We start from the raw sequence: 20,947 nt of genomic DNA on the forward strand, positions 1-20,947 counted from the left end.
ACACCGTTGGGCCCCGATGAGCCACGTGTTACGTTCCCACCGTTTCGGGGGGAAATCGACGGCTCCGAGCGGATCTGAGGTGTGACTGACATGGTGGCCCCGCCCGACAACGACGTCCTGTGGGCGCGCTCCCTGCACCACACGCTGAGCGGCTCGCCCGCGCTGAGCGGAGTCTCCCTCGGCGTACGCGAGGGCGAGATCCTCGCCGTGCACGGACCGCGCGGCTGCGGGAAGACGACCCTCCTGCGCTGTCTGTCCGGCCAGGTCGTCCCCGACCAGGGCGAGGTCTGGTTCAACAGCGCCCCCGTCCACACCATGACCCCGCTCCAGCGCGAGCGGCTGCGCCGCGACCGCTTCGGCTGGATCGACCCGCGACCCACCCTGGTCCCCGAACTCAAGACCTGGGAGAACGCCGCCCTCCCGCTGCTGCTGCGCGGCCTCCCCCACCGCGCGGCCAAGGAGACCGCCCTGGAGTGGCTGGAGCGCCTCGACATCGGCGCCTGTGCCATGAAGCGGCCGCACGCCCTGCTCCAGTCGCAGCGCCAGCGCACCGCCGTCGCGCGGGCCCTCGTCGCCATGCCCGCCGTCCTCTTCGCGGACGAGCCGACGGCGGTCCTGCACAGCGCCGACCGCTCCCAGGTCCTGCGCACCCTGACCGCCGCCGCGCGCTCCCACCGCATCACCGTCGTCCTCGCCACCCATGACGCGGACGTCGCCGCCCTCGCCGACCGCGCGGTCACGCTCGTCGACGGGCGGCGCGCCAACCCCGTACAGCTCGACGCAGCGGAGGGCCGCGACGCGTGCTCGCTCTCCGTCTAGCCCGCGGCGGCCACGCGGTCGTCCTGGCACGCCGGCTGCTGGTGACCGCCGCGTCGGCCGGGGTCGGCTTCCTGCTCCTGTACACGCTGGGCCACGCCGTCGCGAACCCCGGCGAACCGTCCGCGTCCGTGCCACGGCTCCTGTGGTGCGTCCTGCCGCTGGCCGCGACGGTCCATCTGGCGGTCGCGGTGGCCCGTACGGACCCGGGCACCCGGCCCCGGCCCGGACTGTCGTCCCTGGGCCTCGGTCCGGTACGGCTCGCCGCGATCGCGGCCACGTCCACCGCGGTGTCCTGCGCCCTCGGCTCCGCCCTGGCGCTCCTGTTCTACCTGCACCTGCGGGGCGACCTCACGGGCCTGCCGTTCGACGGGGCCGCGGCCGAGCTGCTCGACGCGGGCGCGCCGCTGCCCCTGCCGGCCGCGCTGACGCTCCTCGCCGTCGTCCCGGTCGCCGCGTCCGCCGCCACCGGTCTGACGCTGCGCCCGCGACGCGGCCAGGCGGCGGGCGAGGAGGCCAAGGACCCCTTCGACCCGGCGCCCGAACCGGCCGGGCTGGCCTGGGGTGTGGCGCTGATGGCGGTCGGGCTCGCCGTCGAGACGTACGCGGCCCTCGGCACGACCGGTACGGCGCCGCCGCTGCTGCCTGGCGGGCTCGACGGCGGGCCGGTCGGGGTCCTCGCCGGCTGGCTGCTCACCGCGGTGGGGCTCGCCGTCGCGGGGCCGGGCCTCGCCCACCTGTGCGGCCGACTGCTCCAGGCGCTGCGGCCCGGACCGACCCGGCTGCTCGCGGGGCGCGCCCTGATGGAGGAGGCGCACCGGATCGGGCGGCCCCTGGGCGTGGTGTGCGCGGTGGGGTCGGCCACGATCACGGCGACCGTCCTGCACGGGGCGGGCGGGCGCCCGCTCGGGCCGCTGACCGGTCTCGGCGCGGGCCTGGTGATGGCCTGCACCCTGGCCACGCTCCTCACCGCCGCGCTGGAGACCCGCCAGTGCCGGGCCGGGACGACGGCCGCGCTGATCCGGCTCGGCGCCCCCGCGTCGATGCTGCGTACGGCCGCCGCCCTGCGCGCCGGGCTCCTGCTGACCGTCTTCGGACCGTTGACGTGGGCCGTGGCGCTGCTGGCGGCGCTGCCGCTGCGGTACTGACCCGGGCGCCCCCGCCACCTCGGGGGCAGGGGGCAACTCGCCGCCGGGCAGGGCCTATCGTGGCCGCATGGCGCACCTTCACCGGCATGGACACCCGCACGGCCACGACCGAGAGATCGAGACGCTGGAGGAGTTCGACGCGGTCGTCGCGCGCGGCAGCCTCGTCGGACACCGCGTCCAGTCCGTCGATCTGACGGACCGTACGTTCGCCCTGCTGTCCGTCGACACCACGGGAGCCGTGTTCCTCGGCTGCCCCATGCTGCCGGACGCGGCGACGAAGGTACGGGGCGAGGGGGCGCTCGTGTTCCCGCCCGTACCGGATCTGCCGTTCGACCCGTACCGGGGGCTGCTCTACTCCCCCGACGAACTGTTCACGGCCCTGGCCGAGCACGGGTACGGGGCCACGCCGGACGCCCTGACGTACGAGTGGTTCCAGCGGACCCTGGCGGACGGCGACGTCTTCGCGTCGATGCTGCGCGCCGTCCACGACGACTCCGTCTCCGACGCGCTGGACGAGCGGCTCGCCGGTGCCCGGGTCGTCGGTGTCATGGGGGGCCACGCCATGGCTCGGGGCACCGACGCGTACGCCGGCGCCGCCCGGCTCGGCCGCACGCTGAGCCGCGCCGGGCTGACGGTTGCCACCGGTGGAGGTCCCGGCGCGATGGAGGCCGCGAACCTGGGCGCGTACGCCGCGCCGCACCCCGACGGGATGCTGGACGACGCGCTGCTGCTGCTCGGCAAGGAGCCGTCGTACGCGCCGTCGATCGGCGCCTGGGCCCGCGTGGCGTTCGAGGTGCGGGCGCGCTGGCCGCGCGGCGGCGACTCGATCGGCATCCCGACCTGGTTCTACGGGCACGAGCCGCCGAACGCGTTCGCCGAGCACATCGCCAAGTACTTCGCCAACGCCACCCGCGAGGACGGCCTCCTCGCGCGCTGCACGGCCGGTGTGGTCTATCTGCCGGGCGCGGCCGGCACGGTGCAGGAGATCTTCGACAACGCGACGCCCAACTACTACGAGTCGCGGGGCGAACCGACCCCGATGGTCCTGGTGAACCGTACGCACTGGACCGAGCACCTGCCCGCGTGGCCGCTGCTGCGGGCGCTGGCCGAGGGCCGCTCGATGGCGCCGCGGATCGCGCTGGTCGACACGGTGGAGGAAGCGGCGGAGGAGCTGCTGCGGCTCGCGTCGGCCACGTAGCGAAACAGACAGAAGCAACTTTCGGCACCGAACCGACGTCTGGCAGACGGTACAGACCATCTCGGAACGGAGCCCGGTGTGCTCATAGGACTGTTGACGGCCATCGCGGCCTCGATCTGCTACGGCACGGGCTCGGTCCTGCAAGCCGTGGGCTCGCGCAGGTCCGCGCGTCAGGAGGCCGCGGCGGCGAGAGCGCGAGCGGGCTCCGGCACCGGTCCCACCGCCGCTCCCGGGGTCACCCAGCACGGCGGCCCGTCCCTGTCGTCCACCGCGAAGGCCGCGATGACCTGGGAGTTCATCGTCGGCACGATCCTCGACTTCATCGGCTTCGGACTCGGCGCGCTGGCCGCCAGGATGCTGCCGCTGTTCCTGTCCCAGACGGTGATCAGCGCGAACCTGGTGATCACCGCCGTGCTGAGCGTCAAGATGCTCGGCATCCGGCTGACCCGCGCCGAATGGACGTCGATCGGCGTCGTCTGCTCGGCGCTGGTGCTCCTGGCCACGGCGGCAGGGCCCGAGGGCAGCGGACACACCCCGATCAGCACCCACTGGTGGCTGCTGGCGATCTCGCTGCTGCTGATCGTCGGCGGCACCGTGGTCGTACGGCTGCTGGGCGCACGGGCCGCGATCCTCGCCGGTCTGCTGTCCGGACTGGGCTTCGGCGCGCTCGGCGTCGGCGTGCGCATCCTGGGCGGCATCGATCCGTTCGACCCCTTCACGCTGCTCACCGACCCGGCCCTGTACGCGATCCTCGTCGCCGGGTTCGGCGGTATGTACCTGCACACCGTCGCGCTCCAGATCGGCTCCGTGAACGGCGCCACGGCCGCGCTCGTCGTCGGTGAGACGGTGCTGCCCGGCGCGATCGGCGTGCTGTGGCTCGGCGACGCGGCCCGCGCCGGTCTGGGCTGGCTCGCCGTGCTCGGCTTCGTCCTCGCCGTGGCGGGCGCGGTGGCCGTCGCCTGGTTCGGCGCGCCGGAAGGCCACGGCGGGCCGGCGGCACCGGGCGCCGACGACGGGGCCGGAGCCGAACCGGAACGCGCGCCCGCCGCCGTCGGCTGAGCACCCGGCTCCGCCCACCCGGCGGAGCCGTGCCGTCCCCTGGGACGCCGGGTTACGGGGCCGCCCGGCCCGCGCGTTCCGGGGGCGCACTGCCCGCCGCGTTACGGGGCCGCCCGGCCCGCCGCGCCAGGGGTGCCGTACCCGCCGCGTTCGCGGCCCGCGCGGCGTCAGGCGGCGTCCAGGACGACGACCTCGTCCGGGGCGAACGTCACCCCGACCGCCGCGCCCGGCTCCGGCGCGTCGCGCAGGCCGCACTCCGCCTCCAGCGGCGGCGCGTCCCCGCCGGACGGCCGCAACCGCACGGCGACGTGATGGCCCCGGAACGTCCGCGCCTCCACGGTGCAGCGCAGCCCGTCCGCCGGATCGCCGAGCAGCACCCCGGCGGGCCGCACCAGCAGCCGCGTCTCGCACTGCGGCGTACCGGCGGGCACCGGCACCCTGCCCCACACCGTGTCGGCCGCCTCGCCGCCCACCCGCGCCGCCACCACGTTGTCGAAGCCCAGGAACCGGGCCACGAACTCGGACGCGGGCCGCTCCCACACCTCGGTGGGCGTGCCCACCTGGGCGATCCGGCCGTCGCGCATCACCACGACCCGGTCGGCGAGGGCGAACGCCTCCCCCTGGTCATGGGTGACGGCCAGCACGGTCGTGCCCAGCCGCCCGAACAGTCCGCGCAGCTCGACCACGATCCGCTCACGCAGCCCCCGGTCGAGCTGGCCGAGGGGCTCGTCCAGCATCAGCAGCCGGGGCCGGGGGGCCAGCGCCCTGGCCAGCGCCACGCGCTGCTGCTCACCGCCGGACAGGGCGGCGACGGAGCGCCGTTCCGTGCCGGGCAGCCCGACGAGGTCGAGGAGTTCGGCGACCCGCGCGGCCCGCTCGGCCCGCGACGCGCCGTGCATCCGCAGCCCGAACGCGACGTTGCCGCCCACATCGCGCTGCGGGAACAGCTGGTGGTCCTGGAACATCAGGCCGACGCCCCGCCGGTGCACGGGCACGCCCGCCTGGTCGGCGCCCGCGAGCAGCACCCGGCCCGCGTCGGCGTGCTGGAGCCCGGCGACGACCCGCAGCAGCGTCGACTTCCCGCTGCCGCTCGGCCCGAGCACGCACACGATCTCGTGGTCGGCGACCGTCAGGTCCACCGCGTCGAGGGCGGTCCGCGCCGTGTCCCGGGCCCCGAAGCGTACGGTCACGCCTTCCAGCGCCAGCATGTCTAGAACTCTCCCGAGCGATCGGTACGAACACGTTCGAGCAGCAGCAGCGCCACCGCGCAGACCACCATGAGGATGGTGGACAGCGCCATGGCCTGCCCGTAGTTGAGCTCGCCGGGCCGGCCGAGCAGCCGTGCCACGGCCACCGGCAGGGTCGGGCTGTCGGCGCGGGCGATGAACACGGTCGCCCCGAACTCGCCCAGCGACACGGCGAACGCGAACCCGGCGGCGACCAGCAGCGCCCGCCGCACCATCGGCAGGTCCACCTCCCGCCAGGCCCGCAGCGGTGACGCGCCGAGTACGGCGGCCGCCTCGCGCAGCCTCGGGTCCACGGCCCGCAGGACGGGCAGCATGGTCCGTACGACGAAGGGCACCCCGACCAGGGCCTGGGCGAGCGGCACCAGGATCCACGAGGTGCGCAGGTCCAGCGGCGGCTCGTCCAGCGCGATCAGGAAACCGAAACCGACGGTCACGGCGGACACGCCGAGCGGCAGCATCAGCAGCGCGTCGAAGCCGCGCACCAGCCGGCCCGCCCGCCGGGTCAGCGCGGCGGCGGCGAGCCCCCCGACGACCACGGCGATCGCGGTGGCGGCCAGCGCGTACTGGAGGGAGTTCCAGACCGCCTCCATCGGCGGCACCAGGAAGGTGCCGCCGCCGGAGCCGGCCGACCGCAGCGCCCGGTAGTACCCGAGCCCGCCGGAGGCGTCCAGCGACCGGGCGACCAGCACCCCGAGCGGCAGGAGCAGCAGCACGGCGACCGAGACGAGGACGCCGCCGAGCAGGGCCCACTGTCCGGCTCCGCGCGGCCGGCGGGCGGTCCGCGCCGGGTCGACCAGCCGCAGCGCGGCCTCCCGGCGCCGTACCGTCCAGGCGTGCACCGCGAGGATGCCGCCGACCGCGGCGAACTGCACGAGCGTGAGCACGGCGGCCGTCGGCAGGTCCAGCAGCTGCGCGGTCTGCCGGTAGATCTCCGCCTCCAGGGTCCGGTAGCCGGGCCCGCCGAGGATCAGCACGACACCGAACGAGGTGTACGTGAACAGGAACACCATCAGCGCGGCGGCGGCGACGGCGGGTGCGAGCGCCGGCAGTGTCACCCGCCGCCAGGCGCCGAGCCGGGACGCCCCGAGGACCCGGGCGGCCTCCTCCTGCCGGGGGTCGAGCTGGGCCCACAGGCCGCCGACCGTCCGGACGACGACGGCGTAGTTGAAGAAGACGTGCGCGAGGAGGATCGCCCATACGGTCGTGTCGAGCCGTACGCCCCACAGGTCGTCCAGCAGCCCCCCTCGGCCGACGACCGCCAGGAACGCCGTGCCGACGACGACCGTCGGCAGGACGAACGGCACGGTCACCACGGCCCGCAGCAGCTGCTTGCCGGGGAAGTCGAACCGGGCGAAGACGTACGCGCCGGGCAGCGCGACGAGCAGGGTGAGCGCGGTGGAGGCGAGTGCCTGCCAGGTGGTGAACCACAGGACGTCGAGGATGTCCGGCCGGCTCAGGACCTGCCCGAGCCGGCCGAACTTCCACACCCCGTCGGCCTTCAGCCCCCGGCCGACGATCGCGGCGACCGGGTAGGCGAAGAACAGGGCGAAGAAGGCCAGGGGCAGGAGCAGGAGCCCGCCCCTGACCAGCCCGCCCCTGGCCGTCCCGCCCCTGGCCGTCCCGCCCCTGGCGGTCCCGCCTCGGGCGGGCCGGCCGTCGGCCGGCGGGTCCGTCACTTCAGGACGAGCGAGGACCACGTCTGGATCCACTCGTCCCGGTTCTTGGCGATCTTGTCAGGGGCGACGGTCTCCGGCTTGTCGACCACCACGCCGTGCTGGGTGAACAGCGCGGGCAGCTTCGCGTCGTCGGCGACCGGGTTCACGAACATCTGCAGCGGCATGTCCTCCTGGAACCGCTTGCCGATCAGGAAGTCGATCAGGGCCTTGCCGCCGGCCTCGTTCTTCGCGCCGGTCAGCAGCCCTGCGAACTCGATCTGCCGGAAGCAGGTGCCGGTGGACACGCCGGTGGGCGCCTCGCTCGGCTGCGGGTCGGCGTACAGCACCTCGACCGGCGGGCTGGAGGCGTACGACACGACGAGCGGCCGGTCCGCCTTGGCCTGCTTGCCGCCGGCGGAGCCGGAGAACTCCTGGTTGTAGGCGATCTCCCAGCTGTCGACCACCTTCACGCCGTTGGCCTTCAGCTTCTTCCAGTAGTCCTGCCAGCCGGTGTCCCCGTAGGCGGCGGCCGTGCCGAGCAGGAAGCCGAGTCCGGGCGAGGACCGCTCGGGGTTCTCCACGACGAGGAGGTCCTTGTAGGCGGGCTTCGCCAGGTCGTCGAAGGTCTGCGGCGGCGCGAGCTTCTTGTCGGCGAAGTACTTCTTGTCGTAGTTGACGCAGATGTCGCCGGAGTCGACGGGCGTGACGCGGTGCTTGTCCTTGTCGAGCCGGACCGCGTCCGGGATCCGGTCGAGGCCCTTCGCCTCGTACGGCTGGAACAGGTCGTTGTCGAGGGCGCGGGACAGCAGGGTGTTGTCGACGCCGAAGAAGACGTCGCCCTGCGGGGCGCCCTTGGTGAGGACGGCCTTGTTGACGGCCTCACCGGCGTCGCCGCTCTTGAGGACCTTGACCGTGTAGCCGGTCTGCCGGGTGAACTCCTTCAGGACGGCCTCGGAAGCGTTGAAGGAGTCGTGGCTGACGAGGGTGACGGTCTTCGGCTTCGTGCCGTCGCCGGCCGATGTGCCGGAGTCGTCACCGCAGGCGGTGAGCGTCGTGACGCCCAGCGCGGCGGCCAGCGTGCCGACCGCGATCTTCTTGGTGGTGCTCACTGAGATTCCTCCTGGGGGTGTCCAGGAAGAGACGCGGCCCTGCCCACCCGTCGGGCGGGTGGGCAGGGCGCAACAGCTCGAGTAACGACCGAACTTCCTACCCAGAATGACCTGGGCGAGGTTCAGAGGGTCTGCGGTCTGACGGCACCGCACTCTCAGCGCTGTGGCGCTCCCCTGTCGGAATATGCAGATGTTCGAGCTCAGACTACAACGGGGCGATTTCCGGCCGTTTCCCGGCCGGTCGCCCGGCCTCTCGACGCCCGCCCCCCAGGCCCGGGCATCGACGCCCTCGGCCCGGCGGTCGGCACCCTCGGCCCGGTGATCGGCGCCGACCTCAGAGCCCAGGCCGCCCCACAGCCAGACCTCAAGGCACAGCCCCTCGGCGCCCAGACCTTAGGGCCCGGGGCGGCGCTCTGGTCAGCGCTCGGCGGCGGCGAGCTGACCGCAGGCCCCGTCGATCTCCTGGCCACGGGTGTCCCTGACGGTGACCGGCACCCCATGGGCCGCGATGGCCTCCACGAACGCCTTCTCGTCCTCCGGACGGGAGGCGGTCCACTTCGATCCCGGGGTCGGGTTCAGCGGAATCAGGTTGACATGGACCCTCTTGCCCTTCAGCAGCCGGCCGAGCAGGTCGCCGCGCCAGGCCTGGTCGTTGATGTCCCTGATCAGCGCGTACTCGATGGAGACCCGGCGCCCGGACTTCTCCGCGTACTCCCACGCCGCGTCCAGTACCTCGCGGACCTTCCACCGGGTGTTCACCGGGACGAGGGTGTCCCGCAGCTCGTCGTCCGGGGCGTGCAGCGACACGGCGAGACGGCACTTGAAGCCCTCGTCGGCGAACCGCAGCATCGCCGGAACCAGCCCGACGGTGGACACGGTGATCCCGCGCTGCGACAGCCCGAGCCCGTCCGGCTCCGGGTCGGTGAGGCGGCGGATCGCGCCGACGACCCGCTTGTAGTTGGCGAGGGGCTCGCCCATGCCCATGAACACGATGTTCGACAGCCGGGCGGGACCCCCGGGCACCTCGCCGTCGCGCAGGGCCCGCATACCGTCGACGATCTGGTGCACGATCTCGGCCGTGGACAGGTTCCGGTCGAGACCGGCCTGGCCGGTGGCGCAGAACGGGCAGTTCATCCCGCAGCCGGCCTGCGAGGAGATGCACATCGTCACCCGGTCCGGGTAGCGCATGAGCACGGACTCGACCAGCGTGCCGTCGTGCAGCCGCCACAGCGTCTTACGGGTGGTGTCGTCGTCACACGAGATGTGCCGGACGACGGACATCAGATCGGGCAGCAGCTCCCCGGCGAGCCGCTCGCGCGAGGCGGCCGGGATGTCGGTCCACTCGGCGGGGTCGTGGGCGTACCGCGCGAAGTAGTGCGTGGACAGCTGCTTGGCGCGGAACGGCTTCTCGCCGATGGCGGCGACAGCCTCCTTGCGCTCGGCGGGCGTGAGGTCGGCGAGGTGCCGCGGGGGCTGCTTGGCTCCGCGCGGGGCGACGAAAGTGAGTTCTCCGGGCTTGGGCATGGTGCTACCAGTGTCGCAGAGATACGGAAAAGGGCCCGCCGCCCTGTGGACAACGAGCCCTTCCCGGGAAAAGCCCAGGTCAGCGGTGAGCCGTGGCCGATCCGACGGCGGCTCGGCCGACTCCCGTGTTCAGCCGGCCCCGACGAACACGACCAGCAGCAGCCACACCACCGGCGCTGTCGGCAGCAGCGAGTCCAGCCGGTCCATGATGCCCCCGTGCCCTGGGAGGAGCGTGCCCATGTCCTTGATGCCCAGGTCCCGCTTGATCATGGACTCGCCGAGGTCGCCGAGTGTCGCGCTCACCGCGACCGCGAAGCCCAGCACGAGCCCCTGCCACCAGGTGCCGCCGTCGATCAGGAACTGCATGGACAGGGCGCCCGCCACCATCGCGAACGTCACCGCCCCGAGCAGGCCCTCACGGGTCTTGCCGGGGCTGATGCGCGGGGCCAGCTTGTGTCTGCCGAACCGCCAGCCCACCGCGTACGCGCCGGTGTCGCTGACCACGGTCAGCACCAGGAACGTCAGCACCCGCCACGGCCCGTCGTCGGCCGCGAGCATCAGTGCCACGAACGTCGCCAGGAACGGCACGTAGAACGCGGCGAACACGCCCGCGGTGACATCCCTGAGATAGCCCTCGGGGGGCTCCGTCATGCGCCAGACGAGTACCGCCAGCGCGGTGAGCGCCATCGCCACCCATGCGCCCTCGGCGCCGCGGACGTAGCCGGCCACGACCATCGCCGCGCCGCCGACGGCCAGCGGCACGAGCGGCGCCTTGATGGCCTTGCGCTCCGCCAGCCGGGAGGTGAGCTCCCAGAGGCCGACCACGACGGCGACCGCTATGACGCCGACGAAAACGAACTTCTGGATGAACAGCGACGCGATGATCACCGCGCCGAGTCCCACCCCGACCCCTATGGCGGCGCGCAGGTCACGACCGGCCCGCTTCTTCCCCTGGGCCTTCCGCCCTCGCGGCGGGCGCGGCTCCGAGGGCTCCGGGCGCTCCTGGGGCTGCGGTGCCGGCGGCGGCGGGCTGGGCATGGGCTCCTGCGGCATCTCGTCACGGAACAGGGGACCGCTCAGCCGAGCGGTCCCCCGATCTCGGTCGTCCTGGTCTCCACCAGCGGGGACGTCGGGCACGATGGGCATGGGCCGAGTGTGCGGTGCGTCATGCCCATCGTAGGCGGGACCCGCCGGGGCCGCCGGAGCGAGCCCCTGGTCAGGCGGACCCCAGTGGCCGCCTCGTGGCGGTGCCCCCCAGGAAGCGTCGTTCATCAGACCTCGAGCAGCTCGGCTTCCTTGTGCTTGAGCAGCTCGTCGACCTGCGCGACATACTTCGCGGTGGTGTCGTCGAGCTCCTTCTCCGCACGGCGGCCCTCGTCCTCGCCGACCTCGCCGTCCTTGACGAACTTGTCGATGGTCTCCTTGGCCTTGCGGCGGACGGAGCGGATCGAGATCTTCGCGTCCTCGCCCTTGCCCTTGGCGACCTTGATGTACTCGCGGCGGCGCTCCTCCGTCAGCTCGGGGAACACCACTCGGATGATGTTGCCGTCGTTGGTCGGGTTGACGCCGAGGTCGGAGTCGCGGATGGCCTGCTCGATGTTGCGCAGGGCGCTCTTGTCGAACGGGGTCACCACGGCCATGCGCGGCTCGGGCACCGAGAACGATGCCAGCTGGTTGATCGGCGTCGTGGCGCCGTAGTAGTCGGCCACGATCTTGTTGAACATCGCCGGGTGCGCACGCCCGGTGCGGATCGCGGCGAAGTCCTCTTTGGCGACCAGGACGGCCTTCTCCATCTTCTCCTCGGCCTCGAGGAGGGTCTCTTCGATCACCACTTGCTCCTGCGTGTCTTGGTGAGGCCCGACGTGCTCAGGGCCGCGGAACCTGCGTCGCGTCTTCTCCTGCACGGTGTCCGACCGGCAGGGCTTTGTCCATCCCCGGGCGGGGCAGCCGGGGGTCCCCCGGCCGCGGCCGCTGACTTCCGGCCGCTCACTCCGGCTAGCTCCGGCTGCCCTGGTCGCTCACGAGAGTGCCGATCTTCTCACCCTTCACCGCGCGCGCGATATTGCCCGCCGCCAGCAGTTCGAAGACGAGGATCGGCAGGTTGTTGTCCCGGCAGAGGGTGATGGCGGTCGCGTCGGCGACCTTGAGGTCACGGGCGAGCACCTCGCCGTACTCCAGCGCGTCGAACTTCACCGCGTCGGGGTTCGCCTTCGGGTCGGAGTCGTAGACGCCGTCCACCCCGTTCTTGCCCATGAGCAGGGCCTCGGCGTCGATCTCCAGGGCCCGCTGGGCGGCGGTGGTGTCCGTGGAGAAGTAGGGCATGCCCATACCGGCGCCGAAGATCACGACGCGGCCCTTCTCCAGGTGCCGGACGGCACGCAGCGGGATGTACGGCTCCGCGACCTGGCCCATGGTGATGGCGGTCTGGACGCGGGAGTCGATGCCCTCCTTCTCCAGGAAGTCCTGGAGCGCGAGGCAGTTCATGACCGTACCGAGCATGCCCATGTAGTCCGAGCGGGCCCGGTCCATGCCGCGGACCTGGAGCTCGGCGCCACGGAAGAAGTTGCCGCCGCCGATCACGACCGCGATCTGCGCGCCGTCGCGGACGACCGCGGCGATCTCACGCGCGATGGCGTGTACGACGTCGGGGTCGACGCCGAGGCCACCGCCGCCGGCGAACGCCTCGCCGGACAGCTTCAGCATGAAGCGGCCGGTCTTTTTGCCGGTGTTGTCGTCGCCCTGTGCGGCGCCCTGATTCATGGAGATCTCCTCGTGCACATACGAAGAAGGCCATTGCCGGGGGTGCTGTTTCTCCCTAGCGGCAATGGCCTCCTCGTCAGATCTGCGGTCGTACGGCGCGTGCGCGCTCGACGTCCGCTAGGGAAACCCTAGCGGGCTCCCGTGTCGATCGCGTACCGGCTCAGATACCGACCTTGATGCGCGCGAAGCGCTTCAGGGTGACACCGGCCTCGTCCAGGATCTGCTGGACGGACTTCTTGTTGTCGAGCGCGTACGGCTGGCCGAGCAGCGTCGCGTCCTTGAAGAAGCCGTTCAGACGGCCCTCGACGATCTTCGGCAGCGCGGCCTCGGGCTTGCCCTCGGCGCGGGTGGTCTCCTCGGCGACGCGACGCTCGGCCTCGACGACCTCGGCCGGGACGTCGTCCTTGGAGAGGTACTTCGGGGCGAAGGCGGCGATGTGCTGGGCGACACCCTTGGCGACGTCGGCGGCCTCCTTGTCGAGCTCGACCAGGACACCGATCTGCGGGGGCAGGTCCGGCATGGTGCGGTGCATGTAGGCCGTGACGTAACCGCCGGAGAACTGCGCGAAGCGGTCCAGGACGATCTTCTCGCCGAGGTTGGCGTTGGCCTCGTCCACGAACGCCTGGACGGTCTTGCCGGCCTCGATCTCGGACGCGAGCAGCGCCTCGATGTCGGCGGGCTTCGTCTTGGCGACGTGCTCGGCGAGCGCGTTGGCGACGGAGAGGAACTTCTCGCCCTTGGCGACGAAGTCCGTCTCGCACTTCAGCTCGACGACGACACCGGAGGTGTTGTCGTCGGCGATCAGGGAGACGACGGCGCCGTTCTCGGCGGAGCGGCCCTCGCGCTTGGCGACGCCCTTCTGGCCCTTGATGCGCAGGGCCTCGACGGCCTTGTCGACGTTGCCGTCGGACTCGTCCAGCGCCTTCTTGCAGTCCATCATGCCGGCGCCGGTGAGCTCGCGGAGCTTCTTGACGTCAGCGGCGGTGTAGTTCGCCATGATCTGTGAATCTCTCTCGAAGTCTGGAAGATCTACAAAGATCTACGGGTGGACGGCGGGGGCTTCGTGGGCCCCCGCCGTCGACAACCGAACCTGTGCGGGTCAGCTACCCGCCCGGGTCCCGGCCCGCGAGGGTCAGGACCTGCCTGCTCAGGCCTGCTCGGCCTCAGCGGCCGGAGCCTCAGCGGCCGGAGCCTCGGCAGCGGCCTCGGCGGCGGGGGCCTCGGCAGCGACCTCGGCCGGCTTCTCGGCGGCCTCGTCGGAGTCCGCCTTCTTCTCACCCTCGAGCAGGTCGCGCTCCCACTCGGCGAGCGGCTCGCCGGCGGCCTTCTCGCCCGGCTTCGAGTCACCGGTCGCGGCACCGGAACGGGCGATGAGGCCCTCGGCGACGGCGTCGGCGATCACACGGGTGAGCAGGGTGACGGAGCGGATCGCGTCGTCGTTGCCCGGGATCTTGTAGTCGACCTCGTCGGGGTCGCAGTTGGTGTCGAGGATCGCGACGACCGGGATGTGGAGCTTGCGCGCCTCACCGACGGCGATGTGCTCCTTCTTGGTGTCGACGATCCAGACGGCGCTCGGCACCTTCTGCATCTCGCGGATACCACCGAGGGTCTTCTCCAGCTTGGCCTTCTCACGGGAGAGGACCAGGAGCTCCTTCTTGGTGAGGCCGGAGGCGGCCACGTCCTCGAAGTCGATCGCCTCAAGCTCCTTCAGACGCTGAAGGCGCTTGTAGACGGTGGAGAAGTTGGTGAGCATGCCGCCCAGCCAGCGCTGGTTGACGTACGGCATACCGACGCGCGTCGCCTGCTCGGCGATGGCCTCCTGGGCCTGCTTCTTCGTACCGACGAACATGATGGAGCCGCCGTGCGCGACGGTCTCCTTGACGAACTCGTAGGCGCGGTCGATGTACGACAGCGACTGGAGCAGGTCGATGATGTAGATGCCGTTGCGCTCGGTGAAGATGAAGCGCTTCATCTTCGGGTTCCAGCGACGGGTCTGGTGACCGAAGTGGACGCCGCTCTCCAGCAGCTCCCGCATCGTGACGACGGCCATGGCCGTATCTCCTTGGTTTTCTCGGTTGTTTCCTGACGCCCCGGCGCGCTGTGCCACAAGGGACCGAAAAGCGCTGCCACGAACCTTTGACGGTGGTGGCGGGGCGTGCGAAGTCGACCCGGTGACCCGGATCGCCAGAAGAAGTGTACGGGACCCCGGCGGTGCCGGGTGACGGCGCTGTCCACAACCTGCCGGTCATCCACAGATTCCCACCATGATCAGCGCGCCGATCCGGGTCCGCGGGACAGTCCCCTCATGCACCTCGGCACCCTCACACTCATCCTGACCCTGCTGGCCCCGGCCGCCACGGCTACCTGGCCCGTCGGACCGCCACGACCCACCGTCGTCCGCGGCTGGGAACCTCCCGCCACGCCCTACGGCCCAGGCCACCGCGGCGTCGACCTCGCCGCCCCGCCAGGCACCCCCGTGCACGCCGCGGCCGACGGCCGCGTGACGTTCGCGGGCCCCGTCGGCGGCCGGGGCGTCCTGTCCATCACCCTCCCCGCCGCCACGGGCACCGTCCCCCTGCGCACCACCTACGAACCGGTACGCCCCCTGGTCCCGCAAGGCGCCGACGTACGCGCCGGCGACCTCGTCGCGGTGACGACGACCACCGGCACATCCCACTGCACCGCACCAGCCGCCTGCCTCCACTGGGGACTGCGCCGGGGTGACACCTACCTCGACCCGCTGCTGCTCCTGCCGCCCTCACTCCTGCGCCGCCCACCCTCACGCCTGCTGCCGCTGACGACGACATAAACCGACGACACAAACCGGAGGAAGGCCCGGACGGGAAGGGGAGGGGAGGGGAGGGAAGGGGGAGGCGGGTGGGAGGGGAGGGGAGGGGGAGGCGGGTGGGGTGGGGGGAGGGGGCGGGGGCGGGGGGGGAGGGACCCGAGGAAGGGCCGTTCCTGTCAGGCGCCGCGCACGCCGTGCAGGGCCATCGCCACCGCCGTGTCCGCGATCGCCGCCGGGTCCTCGGCGGCGCCGAGTTCGATCCGGCGGACCGCCGCGTCCACGACGCCCTGGAGCAGCATGGCGGTGAGCCGCGGCTGTTCCAGGCCGAACTGGCCGAGCGCGTCCACGATCATGGCGACGAGGCCGCCGTGCGCGGCGCGGATCTTCTCGCGGGCGCCGTCGTCGAGTTCGCTGGCGGAGATGGCGACGACGGCTCGGTGGCGCCGGTCCCCGACGAGTTCCAGCTGCCGGCGCACATACGCCTCGACCTTGCCCTCGGGGGTGTCGGCCCCCTGCATCGCCGCCTCGACCTCGGCGGCCCACACGGGGAAGTCGACCGCGCAGAGTTCCTCGACCACGGCGGCACGGGAGCGGAAGTACTCGTATACCGAGGACCGGGCGAGGCCGGTGCGCTCGGCGAGGGCGGGGAAGGTCAGCGCTTCCGTCCCGCCTTCGGACAGCAGGGAACGCGCGGCGTCCAGCAGGGCGCCGCGTTGCATGGTCCGGTGCTCGGCCACGGAGGCCGCTCGAATCCTGGGCACGGGTCCACTGTACGGCGGCCCGCGCGCGGTCAGCGCCCTACGTCGGCCAGCTTGGCTCTCAGCTGGAGGACGGATTTGGTGTGGATCTGGCTGACGCGGCTCTCGGTGACGCCGAGGACGTTGCCGATCTCGGCGAGGGTGAGGCCCTCGTAGTAGTAGAGCGTGACGACGGTCTTCTCGCGCTCGGGCAGGGTGTTGATGGCGCGGGCGAGCAGTCGGCGCAGTTCCCGGCCTTCGGCGACCTCGACGGGGTCGTCGGCCGCCGTGTCCTCCAGGGTGTCCATGAGGCTGAGCCGGTCGCCGCCCTCACCGCCGACGTGCAGCAGCTCCTCCAGGGCGACGACGTTCGCCAGGGACAACTGGCTGAAGACGGCGTGGAGTTCTTCGAGGGCGATGCCCATCTCGCCGGCGACCTCGCTCTCCGACGGGGTGCGCCGCAACTGTGCTTCGAGGGTGGCGTAGGCCCGTTCCACGGCCCGGGCCTTCTGTCGGACGGAGCGGGGGATCCAGTCGAGGGCGCGCAGTTCGTCGATCATGGCGCCGCGGATGCGGGTGATCGCGTACGTCTCGAACTTGATGGACCGGTCGATGTCGAACTTCTCGATGGCGTCGATGAGTCCGAAGACCCCGGACGAGACGAAGTCGGCCTGCTCCACGTTGGACGGGAGGCCCACGCTCACCCGGCCCGCGACGTACTTCACCAGCGGGGAGTAGTGCAGGATCAGCTGCTCTCGCAGCCGCTCGTCGCCGGTGTCCTTGTACGACCGCCACAACTCGTCGAGTGACGAGGGAGCGGGCGGCCGCGCGGTGCCCCGGGCTGCGGGGGGCACCGCTGCGCGGTCGGACCCGGAGGTGTGCTGGGGCATGCGTCGCCTTGAGCCGTTCTGCTGTGGGGTGAGCCGGTTCGGGGTGAGGGGCGTAATTCTGGTGAGCGTAGCGTGACTGTGGTGTCGCGTTGAGCGAAGGCCGCCCGATCGTGCCCCCTGTGCGGGCGGGTGGTCGGCCGCATCTTCGAAAGGGGGCCGACGGTGCGCATGCCGGCCCCTCCGGCGTCGCCGGGAGAGCTGCGAAGGTCATCGGAATCACCTTTTCACCCGAATGCGCCAGGTCAAGCACCGCCTCGCCGGGCGTTCGGGCGGTGCACCGCACCGGGTGCCAGTCGCCAGCCGTCGCCGTGGCGTTCGACGTGTCCGAGGGCGTGGAGTTCGTACAGCTTGCCGAGTGCCTCGTCAACGGTGGCTCCGGCGCCTCTCGCGACATCGGGTGGTGTGACGGTCGTGCCGGGGGGCGGGAGGGCTTCGATCACGCGTGAGGCCAGGGGATCGAGGAGGTCCCTGGGGAGGATGGGGCCGCGTCGGGCGGGTGCGAGGTCGCCGATGTCCCCGATGAGTTCGATGATCTCGTCGGCGTCGGTGACGAGGGCGGCGTCACCGCGGAGCAGTTCGTGCACACCGGCGGAGAGGCCGCTGGTGGCGGGTCCCGGGACGCCCATGGTGTGCCGGCCGAGTTGTTGTGCGGCGCGGGCGGTGACGAGGGAGCCACTGCGGTACTCGGCCTCCACGACGACGGTGCCTCGTGTGAGGGCGGCGATGACGCGGTTGCGGAGGATGAACCGGCTGGGTGTCGGGTGGTCGCCGGGCGGCAGTTCACCGATGACGAGCCCTTGTTCGGCGATGCGTCCGATGAGCCCGGCGTGACCACGGGGGTAGGCGGTGTCGACGCCGCAGGCGAGGACGGCGATGGTGGCGCCGCCGTTGCCGAGGGCGCCTCGGTGGGCGGCGCCGTCGATCCCGAAGGCCGCTCCGGAGACGACGACCCAGCCGCGTTCGGCGAGGTCGGCGGCGAGGCCTCCCGCCATGTGGGCCCCGTAGGGCGTGCAGGCGCGGGCGCCGACGACGGCGACGGACCGCAGGGCCCAGGTGCGCAGATGGGGGTGGCCGCGGACCCAGAGGCCGATGGGGCGGGCGTCCCCCAGGTCGTCGAGCGGGGCGGGCCACTCGGGGTCGCCGGGTACGAGGAATCTGGCTCCGGCCGCCTCGGCCGCCGCGAGGTCCTCGTGCGGCCGGAGGTGTGCGGTGCGGGTGCGCAGGCCCTCGACGCGCCGCTCCCCTGCTCCGGTGAGCGAGCCGGGGCGGTAGGGGTCGGCGGTGAGGCGTGCGAGGAGTTCGGCGGGGCCGTGTTCGCGCAGCCAGCGCCCGCCGTGTTCGTCGCCGGGTTCGATGACGCGGGTGAGGGCGGCCCGCGCGAGGCGCTCCTCGTCGGTCACGGGCCTGGTCATGACGCCCTCAGGGGGCGGGGGGCGACCGGGGCGGTGACGGGGGCGGCAGTCGGGGTGGCGGTGCGGAGAGCGGCGTCGCCCGGTCGGGGCGCGGCGGTGGGGGTGGTGGCGGGGCGTGTCGGCTGACGCCGCTCCTGCCGGGTCATCGGTTTCCTCCTGTGGTGACCGGTACGCCTCGGCTGATGCCGGTGCGGAGTTCCAGGGCGAGGTTCACGTCGCGGGCCTCGGGGCGGTCGCGGCCCGCGAGGTCGGCGAGTGTCCAGGCGACGCGGAGGACACGGTCGAGGCCGCGTGCGGTGAGCAGTCCGCGCTCGATGTCGCGTTCGGCGGCGGCGAGCGCGCCGGGGGCGAGCTGCCAGCGGGTGCGCAGTTCGTGTCCGGGCACTTCGGAGTTGAGTCTCCAGGGCGTGCCGTCGAGTCGGGCGGCGGCGCGTTCCCTGGCGGTGTGGACGCGGGCGGCGACCTCGGCGGTGGACTCGCCGGTGCCCTGGGTCATGAGTTCGGAGCGGCTGACGGGTTCGACCTCGACGCGCAGGTCGACCCGGTCGAGGAGGGGGCCGGAGAGGCGGGCCTGGTAGCGGCGGATCACGGAGGCGGGACATTCGCATCCGGCGCCGTGCAGGCTGTGCCGTCCGCAGGGGCAGGGGTTGGCGGCGAGCACCATGAGGAAGCGGGCGGGCAGTCGGACGACGCCGGCGCTGCGGGCGATGACGACATGTCCCGACTCCAGGGGTTGGCGTAGTGCGTCGAGGGCTTTGCCGGAGAACTCCGGGGCCTCGTCGAGGAAGAGCACGCCGCGGTGGGCGAGGGAGACGGCTCCTGGGCGTGGGAGTCCGTTGCCGCCGCCGACGAGGGACTGCATGGTGGCGGAGTGGTGGGGTGCGCAGTAGGGCGGGCGGCTGACGAGGGGTTGTCCTGGCGGCAGGATGCCGGCGACCGAGTGCACGGCGGTGACCTCGAGGGAGTCCTGTCGGGTGAGTGTCGGAAGGATTCCGGGGAGGCGCTCGGCGAGCATGGTCTTGCCGGCGCCGGGCGGTCCGGAGAGCAGCAGGTGGTGGCCGCCGGCGGCGGTGACCTCCAGGGCTAGTCGGGCGGAGCGCTGGCCGGCGACGTCGGCGAGGTCGGGGCCGTCGGCCGGGTCGGCGGCCAGTCCGGTGCCGACTCCGGCGCCGGGTACGAGGAGTCCGGCGAGCATGGCGTCGGGGCGGCCTTCCTCGGCCGGTTCCTCGGCGGGCACGGCGTCGTCGGTGAGGACGGCGATGAGCTGGCGCAGGCTGCGGACGCCGAGGACGGAGATGCCGGGGACGAGGGCGGCTTCGCCCGCGTTCTGTTCGGGGACGACGACCTGTTCGTATCCCGCTTCGGCGGCGGCGAGGACGGCGGGGAGGACTCCGCGTACGGGTCTGACGCGGCCGTCGAGTCCGAGTTCGCCGATGAGGACGAGGTCGGCGATGGTGCGTGGGTCGATGCGTTCGGCGGCGCCGAGTACGGCGCAGGCGACGGCCAGGTCGAAGCTGGATCCGCCTTTGGGGACGGAGGCTGGGCTGAGGCCGACGGTGAGTTTCTTCTGGGGCCATTCGGCGTCGGAGTTGACGACGGCGGCGCGGACCCGGTCGCGGCTCTCGGAGAGGCTCTTGTCGGGGAGTCCGACGAGGGTGAACGCGGCGACGCCGGGTTCGAGGTCGGCTTGGACTTCGACGACCACGCCTTCGACTCCGACGAGGGTGACCGAGCAGGTTCGGGCGAATCCCATCAGGCCACCCCTCGTACGTGCTCGACGCGGGGTGCGCCCCGGCGGGGCAGGACGACGCCGACGAGGTCGATGCGGACGCCGCCGGGTGGCGGGCCGCCGTGGCGGTCGAGCCAGCATGCGGCGAGCCGTCGGAGCCTGTCGGCCTTTCCGGGTGTGACGGCGGCCGCGGGTTGTTCGAAGCCGCCCGCTCTGCGGGTCTTGACCTCGCAGACGACGACGGTGTCGCCGTCGCGGGCGACGATGTCGATCTCTCCGGCGCGTCCGCAGCGCCAGTTCCTTGCGAGTACGGCCATGCCGGCTTCGCCGAGCCGGCGTGCCGCCAGCCTTTCGCCGTACTGTCCGAGTGCCCCGGTCGCGTTCATTCGGCACCACCTCCGTCACTGACTGTGACGGTTCGGGCGCCCATGGGTGGATCTTGGTGGACAACGGGTCCGTTGTGGAAAACCCGGTCACCCGTGAGGGGGAGGCGGGTTGCCGAGGGAGGGGGTCAGCTGCTGGGGAGTTCCAGGTCGCTCTTGTTGAGCTCCTCGATATTCACGTCCTTGAACGTGAGGACGCGGACCTGCTTGACGAACCTGGCGGGCCGGTACATGTCCCAGACCCAGGCGTCCGCCATCGAGACCTCGAAGAACACCTCACCCTGTACCGAGTGGACCTGCATCTCGTAGTCGTTGGTGAGGTAGAAGCGACGCTCGGTCTCGATCACGTATTTGAACAGCCCGACGACATCGCGGTACTCCCGGTAGAGCTTCAGCTCCATCTCGGTCTCGTACTTCTCGAGGTCCTCGGCGCTCATGGCATGTTCCCCTTCAGCCGTGCGTCCCCCCATTGTGCGCCAGCGTCCGGCGCCC

Annotated in this window: 20 protein-coding genes and 1 riboswitch; of the genes, 5 read left to right on the forward strand and 15 right to left on the reverse strand. The window is 72.2% G+C overall.

Annotation, left to right across the window (positions count from 1 at the left end):
• The first annotated feature begins 90 nt into the window (after positions 1–90).
• The 4 genes from ACGF5U_RS06225 to ACGF5U_RS06240 all read left to right on the forward strand — a co-directional run bounded on the left by ACGF5U_RS06225 (position 91) and on the right by ACGF5U_RS06240 (position 4,221).
• Positions 91–819, forward strand: a complete 729-nt coding sequence (locus ACGF5U_RS06225; RefSeq protein WP_392711274.1) for an ABC transporter ATP-binding protein — start codon at positions 91–93, stop codon at positions 817–819.
• Positions 801–1,964: a hypothetical protein gene (locus ACGF5U_RS06230; protein WP_392710790.1), complete on the forward strand. Its 1,164-nt coding sequence runs from the start codon at positions 801–803 to the stop codon at positions 1,962–1,964. Before ACGF5U_RS06225 ends, ACGF5U_RS06230 begins: the two co-directional genes overlap by 19 nt.
• Positions 1,965–2,031: 67 nt before the next feature.
• Positions 2,032–3,162, forward strand: coding sequence for an LOG family protein (locus ACGF5U_RS06235; RefSeq protein ID WP_392710791.1), 1,131 nt, complete (start codon positions 2,032–2,034; stop codon positions 3,160–3,162).
• Between the two features lie 78 nt (positions 3,163–3,240).
• Positions 3,241–4,221 carry a hypothetical protein gene (locus ACGF5U_RS06240; RefSeq protein WP_392710792.1) on the forward strand — a complete coding sequence of 327 codons (981 nt, stop codon included), beginning with the start codon at positions 3,241–3,243 and terminating at the stop codon, positions 4,219–4,221.
• Positions 4,222–4,388: 167 nt separating this feature from the next.
• On the opposite strand, the gene ACGF5U_RS06245 is transcribed toward ACGF5U_RS06240, so the two are convergent.
• The 9 genes from ACGF5U_RS06245 to rpsB all read right to left on the reverse strand — a co-directional run bounded on the left by ACGF5U_RS06245 (position 4,389) and on the right by rpsB (position 14,566).
• Complete coding sequence (locus ACGF5U_RS06245; RefSeq protein ID WP_392710793.1) at positions 4,389–5,429, reverse strand: ABC transporter ATP-binding protein; 1,041 nt, start codon at positions 5,427–5,429, stop codon at positions 4,389–4,391.
• Positions 5,430–5,431: 2 nt separating this feature from the next.
• On the reverse strand, positions 5,432–7,039 hold the full coding sequence (locus tag ACGF5U_RS06250; protein ID WP_392711275.1) for an ABC transporter permease: 1,608 nt from the start codon (positions 7,037–7,039) through the stop codon (positions 5,432–5,434).
• A gap of 101 nt (positions 7,040–7,140) precedes the next feature.
• Positions 7,141–8,232, reverse strand: a complete 1,092-nt coding sequence (locus tag ACGF5U_RS06255) for a thiamine ABC transporter substrate binding subunit (protein ID WP_392710794.1) — start codon at positions 8,230–8,232, stop codon at positions 7,141–7,143.
• A gap of 76 nt (positions 8,233–8,308) precedes the next feature.
• A riboswitch (TPP riboswitch) is annotated at positions 8,309–8,418 on the reverse strand.
• Between the two features lie 231 nt (positions 8,419–8,649).
• Positions 8,650–9,756 carry a 23S rRNA (adenine(2503)-C(2))-methyltransferase RlmN gene (rlmN, locus tag ACGF5U_RS06260; protein ID WP_392710795.1) on the reverse strand — a complete coding sequence of 369 codons (1,107 nt, stop codon included), beginning with the start codon at positions 9,754–9,756 and terminating at the stop codon, positions 8,650–8,652.
• A 129-nt stretch (positions 9,757–9,885) separates the two neighbouring features.
• Positions 9,886–11,028 (reverse strand): phosphatidate cytidylyltransferase, encoded by a 1,143-nt coding sequence (locus ACGF5U_RS06265; protein ID WP_392710797.1) that lies wholly within the window; start codon positions 11,026–11,028, stop codon positions 9,886–9,888.
• Positions 11,028–11,585: a ribosome recycling factor gene (frr, locus tag ACGF5U_RS06270; protein ID WP_392710798.1), complete on the reverse strand. Its 558-nt coding sequence runs from the start codon at positions 11,583–11,585 to the stop codon at positions 11,028–11,030. Before frr ends, ACGF5U_RS06265 begins: the two co-directional genes overlap by 1 nt.
• 166 nt (positions 11,586–11,751) lie before the next feature.
• Positions 11,752–12,516 (reverse strand): UMP kinase, encoded by a 765-nt coding sequence (gene pyrH, locus ACGF5U_RS06275; protein ID WP_392710799.1) that lies wholly within the window; start codon positions 12,514–12,516, stop codon positions 11,752–11,754.
• A gap of 160 nt (positions 12,517–12,676) precedes the next feature.
• Positions 12,677–13,513, reverse strand: a complete 837-nt coding sequence (gene tsf, locus ACGF5U_RS06280; RefSeq protein WP_392710800.1) for a translation elongation factor Ts — start codon at positions 13,511–13,513, stop codon at positions 12,677–12,679.
• A 150-nt stretch (positions 13,514–13,663) separates the two neighbouring features.
• Positions 13,664–14,566 carry a 30S ribosomal protein S2 gene (gene rpsB / locus ACGF5U_RS06285; protein WP_392710802.1) on the reverse strand — a complete coding sequence of 301 codons (903 nt, stop codon included), beginning with the start codon at positions 14,564–14,566 and terminating at the stop codon, positions 13,664–13,666.
• A 255-nt stretch (positions 14,567–14,821) separates the two neighbouring features.
• Here rpsB and ACGF5U_RS06290 point away from each other — a divergent pair, with 255 nt between their 5' ends.
• Entirely contained in the window at positions 14,822–15,325 is a 504-nt protein-coding gene (locus ACGF5U_RS06290) for a peptidoglycan DD-metalloendopeptidase family protein (RefSeq protein WP_392710803.1), read from the forward strand.
• Between the two features lie 155 nt (positions 15,326–15,480).
• On the opposite strand, the gene ACGF5U_RS06295 is transcribed toward ACGF5U_RS06290, so the two are convergent.
• The 6 genes from ACGF5U_RS06295 to ACGF5U_RS06320 form a co-directional block, all read right to left on the reverse strand.
• Complete coding sequence (locus ACGF5U_RS06295; protein ID WP_392711276.1) at positions 15,481–16,041, reverse strand: TetR/AcrR family transcriptional regulator; 561 nt, start codon at positions 16,039–16,041, stop codon at positions 15,481–15,483.
• 53 nt (positions 16,042–16,094) lie between these two features.
• Complete coding sequence (gene whiG / locus ACGF5U_RS06300) at positions 16,095–16,931, reverse strand: RNA polymerase sigma factor WhiG (protein WP_392710804.1); 837 nt, start codon at positions 16,929–16,931, stop codon at positions 16,095–16,097.
• A 242-nt stretch (positions 16,932–17,173) separates the two neighbouring features.
• A complete protein-coding gene (gene dprA, locus ACGF5U_RS06305) occupies positions 17,174–18,343 on the reverse strand; it encodes a DNA-processing protein DprA (protein WP_392710805.1) in 1,170 nt (389 codons plus the stop codon).
• 142 nt (positions 18,344–18,485) lie between these two features.
• Positions 18,486–20,096 (reverse strand): YifB family Mg chelatase-like AAA ATPase, encoded by a 1,611-nt coding sequence (locus tag ACGF5U_RS06310; protein WP_392710806.1) that lies wholly within the window; start codon positions 20,094–20,096, stop codon positions 18,486–18,488.
• Complete coding sequence (locus ACGF5U_RS06315) at positions 20,096–20,458, reverse strand: YraN family protein (protein WP_392710807.1); 363 nt, start codon at positions 20,456–20,458, stop codon at positions 20,096–20,098. Before ACGF5U_RS06315 ends, ACGF5U_RS06310 begins: the two co-directional genes overlap by 1 nt.
• A 125-nt stretch (positions 20,459–20,583) precedes the next feature.
• Positions 20,584–20,892, reverse strand: a complete 309-nt coding sequence (locus ACGF5U_RS06320) for a DUF2469 domain-containing protein (RefSeq protein ID WP_055510545.1) — start codon at positions 20,890–20,892, stop codon at positions 20,584–20,586.
• Between the last annotated feature and the right edge of the window lie 55 nt (positions 20,893–20,947).

The sequence above is a fragment of the Streptomyces sp. NPDC047886 genome, from assembly GCF_043204435.1.
GTDB lineage: Bacteria > Actinomycetota > Actinomycetes > Streptomycetales > Streptomycetaceae > Streptomyces.